This is a genomic window from Pseudaminobacter sp. Soil_N_29 (assembly GCF_057656055.1).
In genome coordinates this window covers 682,933-699,483 of record NZ_JBDGLC010000001.1, presented here as the reverse complement: position 1 = coordinate 699,483, position 16,551 = coordinate 682,933, and the positions used below count along the sequence as shown (strand labels likewise).

Annotated in this window: 16 protein-coding genes; 9 read left to right on the top strand and 7 right to left on the bottom strand. The window is 62.8% G+C overall.

Going from position 1 to position 16,551, the window contains the following annotated elements:
* Nucleotides 1–50: 50 nt before the first annotated feature.
* A complete protein-coding gene (locus AC3A4H_RS03330) occupies nt 51–902 on the top strand; it encodes a LuxR C-terminal-related transcriptional regulator (protein ID WP_487765406.1) in 852 nt (283 codons plus the stop codon).
* A 690-nt stretch (nt 903–1,592) separates the two neighbouring features.
* Nucleotides 1,593–1,958: a hypothetical protein gene (locus AC3A4H_RS03325; RefSeq protein WP_487765405.1), complete on the top strand. Its 366-nt coding sequence runs from the start codon at nt 1,593–1,595 to the stop codon at nt 1,956–1,958.
* A 107-nt stretch (nt 1,959–2,065) separates the two neighbouring features.
* On the opposite strand, the gene AC3A4H_RS03320 is transcribed toward AC3A4H_RS03325, so the two are convergent.
* From AC3A4H_RS03320 to aceA, 5 genes are all read right to left on the bottom strand, one after another.
* The gene (locus AC3A4H_RS03320) at nt 2,066–3,352 is read right to left on the bottom strand and encodes an NAD(P)/FAD-dependent oxidoreductase (protein WP_487765404.1); all 1,287 of its coding nucleotides are present in this window, start codon (nt 3,350–3,352) and stop codon (nt 2,066–2,068) included.
* A gap of 11 nt (nt 3,353–3,363) precedes the next feature.
* A complete protein-coding gene (locus tag AC3A4H_RS03315) occupies nt 3,364–4,797 on the bottom strand; it encodes a glutamine synthetase family protein (RefSeq protein WP_487765403.1) in 1,434 nt (477 codons plus the stop codon).
* Nucleotides 4,798–4,899: 102 nt separating this feature from the next.
* Nucleotides 4,900–5,361, bottom strand: a complete 462-nt coding sequence (locus AC3A4H_RS03310) for a response regulator (protein ID WP_487765402.1) — start codon at nt 5,359–5,361, stop codon at nt 4,900–4,902.
* A 253-nt stretch (nt 5,362–5,614) separates the two neighbouring features.
* On the bottom strand, nt 5,615–5,854 hold the full coding sequence (locus AC3A4H_RS03305) for an SMc00767 family acetate metabolism repressor (protein ID WP_348778022.1): 240 nt from the start codon (nt 5,852–5,854) through the stop codon (nt 5,615–5,617).
* Between the two features lie 61 nt (nt 5,855–5,915).
* Nucleotides 5,916–7,205: an isocitrate lyase gene (aceA, locus tag AC3A4H_RS03300; RefSeq protein ID WP_487765401.1), complete on the bottom strand. Its 1,290-nt coding sequence runs from the start codon at nt 7,203–7,205 to the stop codon at nt 5,916–5,918.
* 245 nt (nt 7,206–7,450) lie between these two features.
* Here aceA and AC3A4H_RS03295 point away from each other — a divergent pair, with 245 nt between their 5' ends.
* Nucleotides 7,451–8,887: a helix-turn-helix domain-containing protein gene (locus AC3A4H_RS03295; RefSeq protein WP_487765400.1), complete on the top strand. Its 1,437-nt coding sequence runs from the start codon at nt 7,451–7,453 to the stop codon at nt 8,885–8,887.
* 9 nt (nt 8,888–8,896) lie between these two features.
* Here AC3A4H_RS03295 and AC3A4H_RS03290 read toward each other — a convergent pair whose 3' ends face one another.
* Nucleotides 8,897–9,193 carry a type II toxin-antitoxin system RelE/ParE family toxin gene (locus AC3A4H_RS03290; RefSeq protein WP_348778025.1) on the bottom strand — a complete coding sequence of 99 codons (297 nt, stop codon included), beginning with the start codon at nt 9,191–9,193 and terminating at the stop codon, nt 8,897–8,899.
* Nucleotides 9,183–9,380, bottom strand: a complete 198-nt coding sequence (locus AC3A4H_RS03285) for a hypothetical protein (RefSeq protein ID WP_487765399.1) — start codon at nt 9,378–9,380, stop codon at nt 9,183–9,185. Before AC3A4H_RS03285 ends, AC3A4H_RS03290 begins: the two co-directional genes overlap by 11 nt.
* 196 nt (nt 9,381–9,576) lie before the next feature.
* Here AC3A4H_RS03285 and AC3A4H_RS03280 point away from each other — a divergent pair, with 196 nt between their 5' ends.
* The 6 genes from AC3A4H_RS03280 to AC3A4H_RS03255 all read left to right on the top strand — a co-directional run bounded on the left by AC3A4H_RS03280 (nt 9,577) and on the right by AC3A4H_RS03255 (nt 16,529).
* Complete coding sequence (locus AC3A4H_RS03280) at nt 9,577–10,524, top strand: DMT family transporter (protein WP_487765398.1); 948 nt, start codon at nt 9,577–9,579, stop codon at nt 10,522–10,524.
* Between the two features lie 198 nt (nt 10,525–10,722).
* The gene (locus tag AC3A4H_RS03275) at nt 10,723–12,069 is read left to right on the top strand and encodes a glutamine synthetase family protein (RefSeq protein ID WP_487765885.1); all 1,347 of its coding nucleotides are present in this window, start codon (nt 10,723–10,725) and stop codon (nt 12,067–12,069) included.
* Between the two features lie 195 nt (nt 12,070–12,264).
* Entirely contained in the window at nt 12,265–13,362 is a 1,098-nt protein-coding gene (locus tag AC3A4H_RS03270) for a polyamine ABC transporter substrate-binding protein (RefSeq protein ID WP_487765397.1), read from the top strand.
* A gap of 224 nt (nt 13,363–13,586) precedes the next feature.
* Complete coding sequence (locus tag AC3A4H_RS03265; protein WP_487765396.1) at nt 13,587–14,726, top strand: ABC transporter ATP-binding protein; 1,140 nt, start codon at nt 13,587–13,589, stop codon at nt 14,724–14,726.
* Between the two features lie 8 nt (nt 14,727–14,734).
* The gene (locus AC3A4H_RS03260) at nt 14,735–15,703 is read left to right on the top strand and encodes an ABC transporter permease subunit (protein ID WP_487765395.1); all 969 of its coding nucleotides are present in this window, start codon (nt 14,735–14,737) and stop codon (nt 15,701–15,703) included.
* 7 nt (nt 15,704–15,710) lie between these two features.
* Nucleotides 15,711–16,529 (top strand): ABC transporter permease, encoded by an 819-nt coding sequence (locus AC3A4H_RS03255; protein ID WP_348778031.1) that lies wholly within the window; start codon nt 15,711–15,713, stop codon nt 16,527–16,529.
* Nucleotides 16,530–16,551 lie beyond the last annotated feature (22 nt).

Here is a 16,551-nt window from a genome sequence, read left to right as displayed (position 1 = left end):
GCCATGAAAATGCAGTGGCGCTGCTGCGGGTGCACCAGTGGGGTAGAAACATGATGAATTCGACAGCTGCAGCCGGCAGTCATGCCGTGTTGAATGGGAGCCGCCAGGCAATAAGCCTGGCCTCAACGTCCTCGGAGGAGGTGGTTGCGCCCGCTGGCGCAGCCGGCGAGAAGCCCGGGGTTTCCGAGGCCGCGGAGCGACCGCGTCGCTCATTGGTGATCATTGACAATCGTGCTCTCGACCGCGAGTGCTTTGCGCAAAGCCTTGCGGCTCACAAGGACGGAATGGAGGTTCTGGCTTTCGGTTCGATCCAGGACTGGAATTCCAAACAGCACAAACATCCGCCGCTGGCAGCGATTTTGCTGAATGTGGGCGGCCGGAAGATCAGCGACCCGGATGTTTCGGGAGAGATCGTCCGGTTGAAGACGGAGTTCGGCTCGATCCCGGTGATTGTTCTGGCCGACACCGAAGAGCTTTCGCAGATCCTGAAGGCGCTGGAATGCGGGGCGCGAGGGTATATTCCGTCCTCGGTTGGCATCGATGTCTGTGCCGGGGCGATCAGCCTTGCCTTGGCAGGGGGTATCTTCGTTCCCGCCAGCAGCGTTCTGGCGGTGCGGCAAAGCCTGGCTTCCGGTGGCGAAACCACGCCCCCGATGGGCGGCATGTTCACCGTGCGCCAGGCGGAGGTCGTCGAGGCGCTGCGGCGCGGCAAGGCCAACAAGATCATCGCCTATGAGCTGAACCTGCGCGAGAGCACCGTCAAGGTCCACATCCGCAACATCATGAAGAAGCTGAAGGCCACCAACCGTACCGAGGTGGCCTACAAGATCAATGATCTCTTTCCCGCAGATTTCCCGCCGCCGGCGTTCAACAAGTCTGCAAGCTGGCAACGGCAGGGATAGCCCCGCCCGGCGCCTTCCGAGCTGATGTTGCGGTGGCCGCGAGGCCGCCGCAACCGGCGCTTTGCTAGGCGCCAAGCGGCCGCACGCCAGCAGATTTCCGGGGCCGCCCTAAGTGATCGCGCTTGAACGGTGCCATCATCCCGCACGTCATCAAATCCAGGACGAGGGTCTGCGCGGCTGGCTTGCCGGCCTCCGCGTGGTGGTGACACATTCGCGCGAGAAGATAATGCGGCCGCGCGGGCACGGTCTCGAAACTATTCGGCGCGCAAGCAGGCCTAATCCGCAAGTAGTAGCCCAGTCCGCCTGTGCTAATCCTTTTTGCTCGGCCAATGAAACAATAGTTCTGGCAAGTAAGTTTTGTATTGTTGGCGGCGGCGTTGCATGGCTATTTTCCCTCACGGCCGCTGGGCGGGTGGCTGGCAGTGAGTGCAGTCGGAGCCTTCAATGAGACCATCCACTCGTCGACACGAATTCAGTATCCGGACAGGCGCCGCCGGGAGGGTGGATCGCACGCCCTGCTGCGGGCATTTCAACATGACGGTCGCTGCTGCGGCTGCAAACTTCCTTAAACACGAAACCAGGTGAAAGGCATCGCGTAGGCACGAAACGGCGTTTCGTGGGCGACGATGTCTTGGCGCGGCGTCGTTTGGCGCCTCGAGCTACAGAAAAAAATTGCACATGGGGGGAGTAATGATGCCGTTCGAACTGTGGGCGCGTTCACCCGAGAGGGACCGCCAGGCCGATCAAGTGCGCTTTCAGCGGCTTCTGGAAGCCCTGACCGAGCTATCATCCCAGGTGGAGCACGAAACGGAGGGCCTGCAGGCCCGATATGTGCGGGTCTCCGACAGCGCAGCGCTCCTGTCGCAATGTCCGGAAGGAATAGCCGTGATAGCAGATCCGACCAGCACAATGGCCCGTTGCCTGGCGCGCATCGCTGCCTTGCAGGGGCAGATAGCCTTCATCGAAATGTTGCGGCAAAGCGTTCTTTCCTACGCCGAGGAGGTCGCGCTCGAGGCCGTGTCCGCGAAAAACGGCACATGGCATTCGCACCATTGAACCCCTGCAACGCGAACGGCCTGATGGGCCTTTTTTCGAGGCAGGCTGCAAGCCCTCTTCTCTTCGACCCGACCGGGCGGCTTCCGATCGGATCGAAGGTTTCGGCCCTAGATCCGGTCGCGCAGGGCAAACCAGTTCAGCGCCAGGAACAGCAAGGGCGCCCGCAGGCGGCTTCCGCCGGGGAAGGGCGGGATCTTCAGTTCCTCAAACAGTTTCAGCCGGTCGCGGTTGCCCGCCACCGCCTCGGCATAGAGCTTGCCGACAAAGTTGGACAGCATCACGCCATGGCCGGAATAGCCGCCGGCGAAAATCACGTTCGGCATCACTTCGCGCACGAACGGCTTTCTGGGCATGGTTATGCCGACATAGCCGCCCCAGCCATGGGTGATCTCCACCTCCTTCAGGTCGGGATAGAGCTCGGCGATCTGCTTGCGGATGTGGATGTGGATGTCCTTCGGGTCGTCCACCGCATAGACCTCGCGCCCGCCGAACAGCAGCCGTCCGTCCGTAGACTTACGGAAATAGCGCACGACGAAGCGTGAATCGTCGACCGACTCGCCGCCGGGGATCACCGGGCTGTCGGCGCCCAGCGGCACCGTGGCGCCGATGAAGGAGCCGATGGGCATGACATGGGCCGAACTCACCGGTTCGAGCTTGCCGCCATAGGCGTTGACCGCGATCAGACCCTTGTCGGCGGTGATCGTGCCGAAAGGCGTGGTCACCCGCACCTTGCCACCGGAAGACGTGATGCCGGTGGCGGGCGTCTTCTCGAACAGCTGCGCCCCGGCGGCCGCCGCCACGCGAGCGGTGCCGATGACGAGCTTCAGCGGGTGGATATGGCCGGTGCCGGTGTCGCGCGTGCCGCCGAAATAGGCGGTCGAGCCGAGGCGCTCGGCCGTCTCCTTCGCATCCATGAAGCTGATGTGCTTGTAGCCGAAGCGCGTGGCCATGATCTCGGCATGCGCCTTGTAGGCATCGACGAAGCGCGGCTTGTGCGCAACCGACAACTGGCCGGGCATGAAGTCGATCTCGATTTCATGCGTGCGGGCGAAATCGAACAGATGGGACTTCGCCTCCTCGGCGAGGTCGAAGAGCGCCTTGGCGCGCGTGAAGCCGAATTCGGCTTCCAGCTCCTCGGCCCAGGCGCGCTGGCCGGTACCGAGCTGGCCGCCATTGCGGCCCGAGGCACCGTCGCCGAAGCGATGCGCCTCTATCAGGACGACATTGACGCCGGCCTTGGCCAGATGCGCCGCGGCCGACAGGCCGGTGAAGCCGCCGCCGATGACGACGACATCGGCGCTGCGGTCGCCGTCGAGAGCAGGATAGGCCGGCCGTTCGCCGGCCGTTTCCTCATACCAGGAATATCCCGGCGAGATCGGACTGCTGTGGGTCATGGGATCGGCCTTCAAACATTGAGAAGCAGGTATTCCCGCTCCCAGGGGCTGATCACTTCCATGAAGGTCTCGAACTCGGCGCGCTTGATTGCCGCGTAAGTGGTGACGAAGGGCTCGCCGAGGATGGCGCGAAGGTCCTCGTCCTGCTCGAACAGGTCAACCGCCTCCAGCAGTCCGCGCGGCAGATCGATCTGGTCCTCGTTGGCCGTGGTCAGGATCGGCGCGTCCGGCTTCAGGGCCTTGTTCATGCCGATGAGCCCGCAGGCAAGTGAAGCAGCAAGCGCCAGATAGGGGTTGGCGTCGGACGACGGGATGCGGTTCTCCACGCGCCGCGCCGCCGGATCGGAACGAGGCACCCGGAACGCCACCGTGCGGTTGTCATAGCCCCACTTGTTGTTCACGGGCGCCGAAGCCGCTTGGGTGAGGCGGCGATAGGAGTTCACATAGGGCGCGAACATCACCAGCGCATTCGGCACATGGCGCTGCATGCCGCCAAGGAAGTTGAAGAAGGTTTCCGTCTCTGAGCCTTCCGGAGCCGAGAATACGTTCTGCCCCGTTTTGCGGTCGATGACGGACTGGTGGATGTGCATGGCCGAGCCCGGCTGGCCCTGGATCGGCTTGGCCATGAAGGTGGCGTAGGTGTCGTGCTTGAGTGCCGCCTCGCGGATGGTGCGCTTGAACAGGAACACCTGGTCGGCAAGCTCGACCGGGTCGCCGTGACGCAGATTGATCTCGAGCTGGCCCGCACCTTCCTCGTGGATCAGCGTGTCGATCTCCAGGCCCTGGCTCTCGGAGAAATGATAGATGTCGTCGATCAGCTCGTCGAACTCGTTGACGCCGGCGATGGAATAGCCCGCGCCGCCGCCGATCGGCCGGCCGGAGCGCCCGACGGGCGGTGTCAGCGGATAGTCCGGGTCGGGATTCTTGCGGACGAGGTAGAACTCGATTTCCGGCGCCACGACCGGCTTCAGCCCTTTCGCTTCATAAGCGGCGACAACGCGCTTCAGCAGGTTGCGCGGGGTGAACTCGACCGAGCGGCCGTCCTGGTGGACCAGGTCGCAGATGACCTGCGCCGTCGGGTCCTCTTCCCAGGGAACGGCACTGAGGGTGGAAAGGTCGGGCACCAGCTTGAGGTCGCCGTCATCTTCCGGATAGGCAAAACCGTTGCCATCTTCTGGATAGCCACCGGAGATGGTCATCATGAACACGGCCGAAGGCAGCGCCAGTGAGGTGTTGGAGGTGAATTTGCTGGTTGGCATCATCTTGCCGCGCGCGACACCCGCCTGGTCGGGGGTGATACATTCGATATCTTCGATACCGCGCCATTCAAGCCATTCGCCAGCTTCCTTCCAATTCTTTACGCCACGCAGGTTTTTCACAAATGCGGGCACACGAGTGCGTCCCCCGGCCTTCGAGGGGCGAACTTCCTTTTTAGGGGCAGGCATCAATCACCAAGATTTGTTTCGGATGCGCGAGTATAGCCACGCGTCGCGACGGAAGAAAAGGGGCATGAAGACTTTTGCAAACCCGCTGCGCCGCGCGCAGGTTCAGCCGCGCAGGCCGTCCAAAAGCCGGTTCAGCACTGGTTGCAGCACTTCGGGCGTGATGGGCTTGGCAACGACCGCATCGACCACCGGCAGCTCGGCAATACCTTCCCCGCTCACAATTCGGACCGAGAGCAGAATCACCCTCGGGGCACGCGCGCCGAGCCGCTGGCGCAACGCCACCAGAGGTGGCATGAGCACGTCGCAATCGCGATTTTCGGCGCCGCCGTCCAGAAGGACGATGCCCGGAAGCTGCGTATCCAGCGTCTTCAAAGCGGCTTCCGGGTCTTCCGAAATGGGCCGAAGACCTGACTTTTCCACGATCCGCGATATGACCACACGGTTCACCGGAGAGTTTCCGACGACGAGCGCCTTGGCAGTATCGACGCCGCCATTTTCGAGCCCGGCGAGCGGCGCAGCCGTGTCGGTCGACACGGCACCGCGGGCTGATCTGCTAGGTGACAATGAACCGGCTCCCCTCACTCTTCAATTTTTAGTTGAGTACGCGGTGCAAATAGTCTCCGGCGTTCATACACGTCAAGCCTAGCTCATCGCAATGTCGAGCTTGATGAAAACATAAAAAATACTGAACGACTATTTGAAGGGGGAAGTTGACGCGATTGAGTGCAGTGAAAATGGCATCACCCGCACGAAAAAAAATCGTGCGAGTGACGCGAGCATTTCAGCGAGTGCGTGCGCGGCGCGGTTGCGCCGGAAGCTAGCGCGAAGACTGGGTGACGATCACCGGAATGAGCAGGTCGCCCCAGTTTCCGTTGGCATCGTGATGCCGGGCCGAGCGCACCAGCTCGACCGACACGCCCGCTTCCACCGCCTTCATTACCGCCTGGTTGAGACGGTGGAGATCGTTGGCAACGATGCGGATCGCGGCCTGCTGTTCGGGGCTCATGGCCGAAGACTGCTCCTCGGCCCGTTCCTTGACGCGAGTTCTGGTTGTCATTGTGGTGTTTCCCTGCCTTATCCGCGCGGTTGGGCCCGCGCAGGACGATTCTGGATTTCGACTATTCCGCCGCCGGGCGGAACTGGTCGTGTTCGGTGGATTCCTTCATGGCCGTGGTGGACGACAGGCCGCCGGTGATGGCCAGAGACACGGCGTCAAAATAGCCGGTGCCCACTTCGCGCTGGTGCTTGGTGGCGGTGTAGCCGTTGGCCTCTGCTGCGAACTCGGCTTCCTGCAGCTCGGAATAGGCCGCCATCTGCCGGTCCTTGTAGCCGCGGGCCAGTTCGAACATGCCGAAGTTGAGCTGGTGGAAGCCGGCCAGCGTGATGAACTGGAACTTGTAGCCCATGGCGCCCAGTTCGCGCTGGAACTTGGCGATGGTGGCGTCGTCGAGGTTTTTCTTCCAGTTGAAGGACGGCGAGCAGTTGTATGCGAGCATCTTGCCCGGATGCGCCTTGTGCACCGCTTCGGCAAACTTCCGGGCCTGCGCGAGGTCGGGCTTGGAGGTCTCCATCCAGATCAGGTCCGCATGCGGGGCATAGGCGATAGCGCGCGCGATGCAGGGCTCGATGCCGTTCTTGACCTGGTAGAAGCCTTCGGTGGTGCGGCCCGCGTCATGATCGACGAAGGGCTGGTCGCGCTCGTCGATGTCGGAGGTCAGCAGCTTGGCGGCTTCTGCGTCGGTGCGGGCGACAATCAGCGTCGGCACACCCATGACGTCGGCGGCGAGGCGCGCGGCGTTGAGGTTGCGGATGTGGGCCGCGGTCGGGATCAGCACCTTGCCGCCGAGATGGCCGCACTTCTTTTCGGATGCAAGCTGGTCCTCGAAATGGACGCCGGCGGCACCGGCTTCGATGAAGGCCTTCATGATCTCGAAGGCGTTGAGCGGACCGCCGAAGCCGGCTTCCGCATCGGCCACGATCGGGGCGAACCAGGTGTCGACCGACAGGCCCTTGCCCTCGGAAACCTCGATCTGGTCGGCGCGCTGCAGCGTGCGGTTGATGCGCTTGGCAAGCTCGGGCGCGGCATTGGCCGGATAGAGCGACTGGTCGGGATACATGGCGGACGCGGTGTTGGCATCTGCCGCCACCTGCCAGCCGGAGAGATAGATCGCCTTGAGGCCGGCCCGCACCATCTGCATGGCCTGGTTGCCGGAAAGCGCGCCGAGCGCGTTGACGAAATCTTCCTCATGGATGAGCTTCCACAACCGGTTCGCACCCATTTCGGCGAGGCTGTACTTGATCTGAACGGAGCCGCGCAGCCGCTTTACCGTCTCGGCGTCGTAGGGGCGCTCGATGCCGTCGAAGCGGCCTTCGGGGGCAGACGGAACGAGGTTGTAAAAATCGGTCATAACGTTCTCCGGGGTAAAGAAAAGAGGCATCGTGAACAACGTCATTTCTGGGAACGGTACCCATCGACGTATGACGGAATTTACATTCGGTGGCGGGGAAGGCGAGGGGAAAGCCGAAAACGGGCGCAGAAATCGGGAAAACCTGTATTGTGTTTGACTGTGGTGGCGTGTAAATTTGTAAAATATGTAAAGGACGGCTGTCCGTGAAATTCGCGAGCTGCCTGTAAACCAATGTAAAGAATACCATGGCCGAGCAGAAAATCTTCGCAGGGCCGCGCATCCGCCGCATCCGCAACGGCAAGGGCCTCACCCAGACGGCGATGGCCGAGGGGCTCGGCATCTCGCCCTCCTATCTCAACCTCATTGAGCGCAATCAGCGGCCGCTGACGGTGCAGCTGATCCTCAAGCTCGCGTCGGTCTACAAGGTTGACCCGGAGGAACTGCAAGGCGAGGCGCGCGGGTCGATAGCGGCGTTAAGAGAGGTCTTTTCCGACCCGCTTCTGGCAGGCGAGTTGCCGGGGGACCAGGAATTGATCGAGCTTTCCGAAGGGGCGCCGAATGCGGCCGCCGCGGTGATAAAGCTCTTTCGCGCCTACCGCGAGCAGGCCGAGCGTCTGTCGGACCTTTCCGAGCTGCTGGCGCGCGAAGGGCGCGCAACGGCCCTGTCCGGCGCCAGGCTGCCGGTGGACGAGGTGCGCGAGGTTTTCGAGCGCAGGCCGAACCATTTTGCCGCGCTGGAAGAGGAGGCCGAGGCGTTTACCTCCGTTCTCGACGCGGGCGACGATCTATTTGCGGCACTCAAGGCCTGGCTGAAGCGCGAGCACGGCATCGTGGTGAAGGTGTTGCCGGCGGCCACCATGCCCAACTGGCGCCGCCGCTACGACCGGCATTCGCAGCGACTGTTCATTTCCGAGCGGCTTTCGCCCTTCGACCAGCTTCGCGAGGTGGCGATGGAGGCATGCCTGATGCGCATGTCGGTGGCGGTCGCGGCCGAAATCCAGGCGCTGAAACTATCGTCCGACGAGGCGCGGCGGCTGGCTCGCTTCGAGCTTGGCCGCTATGCGGCGCATGCACTTATGATGCCCTACCAAGCCTTCCAGTCTGCCGCGCTGCGGGCGCGCTACGATGTCGACGTGCTGAAATCGCGCTTCGGCGTCTCCTTCGAGCAGGCCGCCAACCGGCTGACCACGCTGCAGCGGCCGGGCGCGGCCGGCGTGCCCTTCTTCATGCTGGAGGTGGACAATGCCGGGAACCGCTTCCGCAAGGCCGGCGCGCAAGGCTTTCCGCAAAGCCGCTTCGGCGGAGGGTGCCCGAAGCTGCCTGTGCATGCCGCCTTCGCGCAGCCCGGCCAGATCCTGGTCGAGGCGGTGGAAATGCCGGACGGTGCGGAATTCCTGTGCGTGGCGCGCACGCTGGACGGCCCGCAAGGCGCCTTCACCGAGCGGCCGCGCCGCACTGCGCTGCTGCTGGGCTGTGACGTCGGCTTCAAGGACGAGATCGTCTATGGCGCTGCCTTGCCGGGCGCGCCGGGCCGGTCGGGGCAGGGGACGGCCACTCTGGTGGGCCCGGCCTGTCGGCTGTGCGAGCGCACTGGCTGCCTGTCGCGTGCCGAGCCGCCGGTGACCCGCCCGCTGGGGCTGGACGAGATGGTGACGGGCCTGAGCGCGTTTGATTTTCAGTGAGTGCCGGAATTATTCGTCCGGAAACAGAGCGGCGATGTTCCTGTGGCCATGAAGAACCGCGACAATAACTATCTGCTCCTCAATTTCGTCGAAGCGATAGAAGACGAGATGATTCCGAACGACAAGGGCGCGATAGACAGAGTTGTAAGGGCGCCCTGATCGAGGAAATTCTCGCAGACGCTCACAAGCGGCAAAGATATCCTCTACATAGGCGTCGGCCGCGCGTCCGTTGTCAGCGGAAATGTATTCGTGAAGCGCGGATAAGTCATCGTATGCCTGCTGGAGCCAGACGAGTCTATTTCCCATGTCTGGCTCGAAGGGCAGCCACCACCTCTTCGTGCGGCGTCGCGCCGCCGCGAGCCTCGGCCGATGCAAGATGCGCGTCGATCTTCTTGCGCAGCGCCATTTCCATCAGCGCCTGTCCGAGTTCTTCCTGATCGGCTTCCGGAAGCGCTTCCGCCGCGCGGATGGCGTCTTTCAGCGTCTGGTTCATCCGACAACTCCTGCCTGACCAACATATAGCATCTCTGCTAGCCGTCACGAAACCTCTTCGCGAGCCCCAAAAAGGGTGCCACAACCGCTCGTGGCCGCTGGACCACGAACCTCGGGGAGGTTTGGTCTACGCAGCTTGGACTGCGCCTGTCGCCCACAGGCATGCGCAGCTGGGGGGAAACGACGATGGTCGTGGCATGACAGAAGCCGCCGTTTCGCACGCAGGTCACCAAAGTTCCGGACGCGACGAGCGCATCGGCGTCCTGCTGGTGTTCCTGTCCGCCCTGATGTGGAGCTTCGGCGGGGCGATTGCCCGTTTCATCGAAACCGGCGACAGCTGGAGTGTGGTGTTCTGGCGCTCATGCTGGGCGGCCGCTTTCCTCATCGGCTTCATGGTCTGGCGCGATGGCTGGCGCGGCATGCTGCGACTGTTCGGCAGCATGGGCCTGCCGGGCCTTGCCGTGGCCGTCTGTTTTGCCACGGCGTCGAGTTCGTTCGTGGTTGCGCTTGCCTACACCACGGTTGCCAACATCCTGCTGATGCAGGCCGGAGTGCCGCTGGTGGCGGCGCTGATTGCCTGGGCGGTGTTCCGGGAGCGCGTTTCGCTGGCAACCTGGGCGGCAATTGCCGCCGTGATCTGCGGCGTGGGCATCATGGTGTCGGAGTCCTTCAACGGCCAGGTTTCGCCGATCGGCGACAGTCTGGCGCTGCTGATCTCGGTGATGTTCGCCATCGCCACCGTGATCACCCGTCGCTTCGCCCATGTGCGCATGACGCCGGCGACTTGCCTTGGCGCCATCCTTGCGGCGTCGTTCGCCGCTACCCAGGTTGCGGATTTTGCAGTGTCGCCGCGCGACATGGGCTTCCTGTTCGCTTTCGGTGTCATAAATCTCGGCCTGGGGCTTGCCCTTTTCGCCACCGGGGCCAGACTTGTGCCCGCGGCAGTGGCGGCCCTGCTCGGCACGTTCGAGCCCATTCTGGGGCCCGTCTGGGTCTGGCTCATTCACGGCGAGGTGCCGTCGGCGCGCACCATCGTGGGTGGCGCGGTGGTGTTTTCGGCGCTGCTCGTCCATGTCGGGCTTGAATTCAGGCGCCATGCTCGCGCGGCCAGGCCCGCCATGGCTGGCATATCGTCTCCCCATTGACAGAACTGTCGCGGCGTGGGCAGGTTAAATCATCTGCAACAATGAGACAGGTATATCTTGCGTGAAATAGCCGGAAGGGCACAAACCGGAATCGATAATTCCATTCGCGAAACTTCCTACACTGCCGGCCTTCCTGCCGGAAAAGATCGCCCTCCCGAGTATCCTCCGGCTACGGCCGTCGCGCAGAAATCCAGCTTCATCTCCCCTGAGCACGAGGCCGAATACCGAGCCTTTGTCGAAAAGCACCCCGACCTCGAAGCGGTCGAGTTCCTGCTGGTCGATCCCAATGGCGTCATGCGCGGCAAGTGGGCGCCGGGCGATGCGCTGAAGAAGGCGTTCCAGGAAGGCGTGAACTTCCCCATGTCGCTGCATGGGCTCGACGTGTGGGGCCGCGAGGTCAGCGAAACCGGCCTGCACATCGAAACCGGCGACCAGGACGGCTACTGCCGTGCCACGCGCGGCTCGCTGTCGATCGTGCCATGGGCCAAGCGCAAGACCGCGCAGGTGCTGCTGCAGACGTTCTCGCCGGAAGGCGAGCCGTTCATGGCCGACTCTCGCCTAGTGTTGAAGCGCAAGGTCGCCGAGGTCAACGCCAAGGGCTATTTCCCGGTCGTCGCCTTCGAGCTCGAATTCTACCTGCTCGACCCGGAAGTGGAATGGGACGACGGCATGCCGGCCCCGGTGGGCGCCACCGCAGGCCCGGACCGTCTGCGCATGTATGGGCTCGACGACCTGGCCGAGCATGCCGAACTGTTCGACATGATCCGCGATGCCGCCGACGCGCAGGGCCTGCCGATCGATACGATCATCAAGGAGGCCGCGCCCGGCCAGTTCGAGGTCAACCTCAAGCACCGTGCCGACCCTCTGCGCGCGGCTGACGACGTCATCATGCTGCAGCGTCTGGTCATCGGCTGCGCGCGCGCGCATGGGCTGACGGCAACCTTCATGGCCAAGCCGTTCCTGGAATATGCCGGCAACGGCATGCATGTGCACGCCTCGATCCTCGACGCACAGGGCCGCAACATTTTCGGCGGCGAGGACGGGCGCAAGCGGCTGGAATCCGCCGTCGCGGGGCTGCTGAAGACCATGCCGGAATCGCTCCTGCTGTTCATCAACACCTGGAACGGATTCCGCCGCATCACGCCCGGCTCCTATGCGCCGACGCGCGCGGTCTGGGGTGAGAACAACCGCTCGGTGGCCCTGCGCATTCCCGTGGCGTCCGAGGAGAACAAGCGTCTCGAACACCGCATCGCCGGCGCGGACGCCAATCCCTATCTGGTGATGTCGGCCCTGCTCCAGGGCATGATCGAGGGCATCGAGAACGAGGAAGTTCCGCCGCCGCCGGTGGTGGGCAACGCCTATGACGAGGGCGGGCTCTTCCTGCCCGACGACATGGACGAGGCCCTGCAGCTGATGGCCAAGAGCACCTTCATCGAGCGCGCGCTTGGCCCCTTGATGGCCAAGGTCTACCAGGACCTGAAACGCGCGGAGATACTCGCCTTCTGGGCAGAGATCACGCAACTCGAACGCACGACCTATCTCTGATCGCGGCTCGGCGAGAAAGACGCGATCCAATCGGAAGTCAGGGACTGCCCCAGAATATCGGGGCAGCTCCCGCTCAGGTGGACAGGCACATTTCCTGCTTGTCGCCCTGTCTGAAGGCCAATAGGCTAAATCTCAAACCCGGCCGCGAAGGGCTTGTTGCGCCCGGGAAAACGGAACTCGAACGGAGGATTTTAGATGATTCGCAAGGCGCTCTGGCTCACGGCCACATCAGCTGTTGCAACGTTCATGACCGTGACTGCCTTCGCGCAGGAGCGTGTCGTCAACGTCTTCAACTGGTCGGACTACATCGACGAGTCGATCATTTCCGATTTCACCAAGGAGACGGGCATCAAGGTCGTCTACGACGTCTTCGATTCCAACGAAATCCTGGAAACAAAATTGCTCGCCGGCGGCAGCGGCTACGACGTGGTCGTGCCGAGCGCGAACTTCCTCACCCGTCAGATTTCCGCCGGTGTTTTCCAGAAGCTGGACAAGTCGAAGCTGCCGAACCTAGCCAACATGTGGGACGTGGTGAGCGAGCGCACGGCGAAATACGACCCCGGCAACGAATACTCGATCAACTACATGTGGGGCACGGTCGGTCTCGGCTACAACGTCAAGAAGGTGAAGGAAGCGCTGGGCGTCGAGGAACTCGACAGCTGGGACTTCCTCTACAACCCGGAAAAGCTGTCGAAGCTCGCCGATTGCGGCATTCATGTCCTCGATTCGCCGAGCGACATGATCCCCACGACGCTGAAATACCTCGGTCTCAATCCGGAATCGACCGCGCCCGACGACCTGGCCAAGGTCGAGGAGGCCTTGCTCAAGATCCGTCCCTATGTACGCAAGTTCCACTCGTCCGAATACATCAATGCGCTGGCCAATGGCGATATTTGCTTTGCCGTCGGCTGGTCGGGCGACGTGTTCCAGGCGCGTGACCGCGCCGAGGAGGCCAACCAGGGCGTCGAGGTCAACTACACGATCCCCTCGGAAGGGGCCGAAATGTGGTTCGACCAGATGGCGATACCTGCCGACGCCCAGCATGTCGAGGAAGCGCACGAGTTCCTCAACTACATCATGAAGCCAGAAGTGGCGGCGAAGGCGACCAACTACGTCTACTTCCCCAGCGGCAACAAGGCCGCGCAGGCCTTCGTGAACAAGGAGATCCTCGAAGACCCGGCGGTCTACCCGGACGACGAGATGCTAGCCAAGCTGTTCACGGCCTCGCCCTATGAAGCCAAGGCGCAGCGCAACATCACGCGCCTGTGGACGAAGGTCGTAACCGGACAATAAGAACCGACGAGGAAGGGCCCCGCGAGTTCGTTCGCGGGGCCTTTTTCGGAAGCCTCTTTGTGAACTCAATTGGCACGAGTCCACAGACGGGTTTCCGCCAGGCACCGGTCCTGAACCGGGGAAAATAATCCCGGAAAGGCCGTGTTGCCTGTCACAACGAGACGGTATGTGCCCTGGCTAGGGCCAGGATCCGTCGATGGGGACCGAATTAGGTGGAGAAGGAAATGAAATCGCTCGGGAGCATCCGCAAGAGCTTCGCACCATGGAGTGATCCGGCAGCGAGGCCTTATATTGCGTTCGAGAACGTCACCAAGCGTTTCGGCGATTTTACTGCAGTCAACAACCTGTCGCTGACCGTGTTCGAGCGCGAGTTCTTCGCGCTGCTCGGTGCTTCGGGCTGCGGCAAGTCGACCCTGCTGCGCATGCTTGCCGGCTTCGACGAGCCGACTTCCGGCCGCATCCTGCTCGACGGGCAGGACCTGCGCGGCATCCCGCCCTATCGGCGGCCGGTCAACATGATGTTCCAATCCTACGCACTGTTCCCGCATATGTCGGTGGAGGCCAACATCGCCTTCGGCCTAAAGCAGGAAGGCATGCCCAAGGCCGAAATCGAGACGCGGGTGGCCGAGATGCTGCGGCTGGTGAAGCTCGAGCAGTTTGCCAAGCGCAAGCCGCATCAGCTTTCCGGCGGCCAGCGCCAACGTGTGGCGCTTGCGCGCTCCGTCGCCAAGCGGCCAAAGGTGCTGCTGCTGGACGAACCGCTCGGCGCGCTGGACAAGAAGCTGCGCGAAGAGACGCAGTTCGAGCTGATGGACCTGCAGCAGAATCTGGGCCTTACCTTCATCGTGGTGACCCACGACCAGGAAGAGGCCATGACCATGGCCGACCGCATCGCCATTCTCGACAAGGGCGAGGTGATGCAAGTGGCCACCCCGGCCGAGGTCTACGAGGCGCCAAATTCGCGCTTCGTGGCCAACTTCGTCGGCAATGTGAACATGTTCGAAGGAACGGTTGCCAGCCGCGACGCCGGCGGCGCGCGCATCGAAGGCCGCAACCTGACGATCAGGACCGAGAACGCCGGCGCGGCCACGGCCGGTACCTCGGTTTCCTTCGCGATCCGGCCCGAAAAGATCAAGGTTACATCCAGGAAGCCGGCCGAAGCAGACGCCAACGCCGCACAGGGCGAAATCTACGACATCGCCTATCTCGGCGACATGACCGTCTATCACGTCAAGCTGGACGACGGGCAGGTGGTGAAAGCCAGCTCGCTCAACGCGGCACGCGTGTCGGAAGACCCGCTGAGCTGGAACGACCGCGCCTGGATATCCTTCCGCCCCGACGCGGGCGTGGTGCTGACGAAGTAGGGGGCCTCATGTCCGAGACAGCAATCGCTGCTTCCAGGGCCTCCGCCGCCGATGGTGGCTCGGCGCTCGGCCGTGCCGCCAATGCGGTGAAGAGCCGCCTGGTCATCGCCGTTCCCTATCTCTGGCTCCTGTTCTTCTTCCTCGTTCCTTTCGCCATCGTCTTCAAGATCTCGCTGTCGCAGTCGGCGATCTCGATGCCGCCCTATGCGCCGGTGTTCGAGCTCGGCGAAGGGCTCGACGGCCTCATGAAGCTGTTCAGCCAGCTGAGCTTCGACAACTATCTGTGGCTGACCGAGGACGCGCTTTACTTCAAGGCCTATGTTTCGAGCCTTGCCATCGCGGCGATATCAACGGCGCTGACCCTGATCGTCGGCTACCCGATCGCCTACGGAATGGCGCGCGCGCCCGCCACCTTGCGGCCGACGCTGCTGATGCTGGTGATCCTGCCGTTCTGGACCAGCTTCCTTATCCGCGTCTACGCATGGATCGGCATCCTCAAGCCCGAGGGCCTTCTGAACCAGTTTCTTCAGGGCATCGGGCTTATCAACGATCCGCTGATTATCCTTAACACGCATACGGCGATCTTCATCGGCATCGTCTATTCCTACCTGCCGTTCATGATCCTGCCGCTCTATTCGGCGCTGGAGAAGATGGACTATTCGCTGATCGAGGCCGCGCAGGACCTAGGCTGCCCGCCCGTCACGGCGTTCTGGAAGATCACTTTCCCGCTTTCCATTCCCGGCGTGGTCGCCGGCTGCCTGCTGGTGTTCATCCCGGCGGTGGGCGAGTTCGTCATCCCCGACCTGCTGGGCGGGTCGCAGACGCTGATGATCGGCCGCACTCTATGGAACGAGTTCTTCAGCAACCGCGACTGGCCGGTCGCCTCGGCCGTGGCCATCATCCTGCTCTTGCTGCTGGTCATACCGATCATGATCTTCCAGCACGTGCAGGCCCGGGCCCAGGAACAGGATCGGTGAAGGCAACATGAATACGACCTGGAGCCGCTTCAACATCACCTCGATCGTGCTGGGCTTTGCCTTCCTCTACCTGCCGATCGTGCTGCTGATCGTATTTTCCTTCAACGCGTCGAAGCTCGTCACCGTCTGGGGCGGCTTTTCGACCAAATGGTATGTGTCCCTGTTCCAGAACAAGGGCCTCATGGACGCTGCCTGGGTGACCGCACGGGTGGGGCTGATCTCAGCCACCATCTCCACGGTTCTGGGCACGCTCGCAGCCCTGGCGCTCACTCGCTATACGCGCTTCCGTGGCCGGGTGCTGTTCTCGGGCATGGTGTTTGCGCCGCTGGTGATGCCGGAGGTGATTACCGGCCTGTCGCTGCTTCTATTGTTCGTCGCCGTCGGGCTGGACCGCGGCTTCGTGACCGTGACGCTGGCGCACGTGACCTTCACCATGTGCTTCGTGGCGGTGGTGGTGCAGTCGCGCCTGCTGACCTTCGACAGGTCGCTGGAAGAGGCCGCGATGGACCTCGGCGCGCCGCCGGTGAAGACGTTCTTCCAGATCACCCTGCCGGTTATCATGCCGGCGATCATCTCCGGCTGGATGCTGGCCTTCACGCTGTCGCTCGACGATCTGGTGATCGCCTCGTTCACCTCGGGCCCTGGCGCCACCACGCTGCCGATGAAGATCTACAGCCAGGTGCGGCTGGGCGTGACGCCGGAAATCAACGCGGCCTGTACGATCCTGATTGCCGTTGTGGCCGTCGGTGTCATCGGGGCATCCGTGGTCAACAAGCGGCGCGAGGTGCAGCGGCTGCGCGACGAGCAGGCCGCGCAGCGGGCGTAGATTTTTCCCGGGGAAATCTCTG

What these genes read in the sequence shown, in the direction of transcription:
- AC3A4H_RS03330 (WP_487765406.1), top strand. Translation starts at nt 51, where the DNA reads ATGATGAATTCGACAGCTGCAGCCGGCAGTCATGCCGTGTTGAATGGG.
- AC3A4H_RS03325 (WP_487765405.1), top strand. Translation starts at nt 1,593, where the DNA reads ATGATGCCGTTCGAACTGTGGGCGCGTTCACCCGAGAGGGACCGCCAG.
- AC3A4H_RS03320 (WP_487765404.1), bottom strand. Translation starts at nt 3,352, where the DNA reads ATGACCCACAGCAGTCCGATCTCGCCGGGATATTCCTGGTATGAGGAA.
- AC3A4H_RS03315 (WP_487765403.1), bottom strand. Translation starts at nt 4,797, where the DNA reads ATGCCTGCCCCTAAAAAGGAAGTTCGCCCCTCGAAGGCCGGGGGACGC.
- AC3A4H_RS03305 (WP_348778022.1), bottom strand. Translation starts at nt 5,854, where the DNA reads ATGACAACCAGAACTCGCGTCAAGGAACGGGCCGAGGAGCAGTCTTCG.
- aceA (WP_487765401.1), bottom strand. Translation starts at nt 7,205, where the DNA reads ATGACCGATTTTTACAACCTCGTTCCGTCTGCCCCCGAAGGCCGCTTC.
- AC3A4H_RS03295 (WP_487765400.1), top strand. Translation starts at nt 7,451, where the DNA reads ATGGCCGAGCAGAAAATCTTCGCAGGGCCGCGCATCCGCCGCATCCGC.
- AC3A4H_RS03290 (WP_348778025.1), bottom strand. Translation starts at nt 9,193, where the DNA reads ATGGGAAATAGACTCGTCTGGCTCCAGCAGGCATACGATGACTTATCC.
- AC3A4H_RS03285 (WP_487765399.1), bottom strand. Translation starts at nt 9,380, where the DNA reads ATGAACCAGACGCTGAAAGACGCCATCCGCGCGGCGGAAGCGCTTCCG.
- AC3A4H_RS03280 (WP_487765398.1), top strand. Translation starts at nt 9,577, where the DNA reads ATGACAGAAGCCGCCGTTTCGCACGCAGGTCACCAAAGTTCCGGACGC.
- AC3A4H_RS03270 (WP_487765397.1), top strand. Translation starts at nt 12,265, where the DNA reads ATGATTCGCAAGGCGCTCTGGCTCACGGCCACATCAGCTGTTGCAACG.
- AC3A4H_RS03265 (WP_487765396.1), top strand. Translation starts at nt 13,587, where the DNA reads ATGAAATCGCTCGGGAGCATCCGCAAGAGCTTCGCACCATGGAGTGAT.
- AC3A4H_RS03260 (WP_487765395.1), top strand. Translation starts at nt 14,735, where the DNA reads ATGTCCGAGACAGCAATCGCTGCTTCCAGGGCCTCCGCCGCCGATGGT.
- AC3A4H_RS03255 (WP_348778031.1), top strand. Translation starts at nt 15,711, where the DNA reads ATGAATACGACCTGGAGCCGCTTCAACATCACCTCGATCGTGCTGGGC.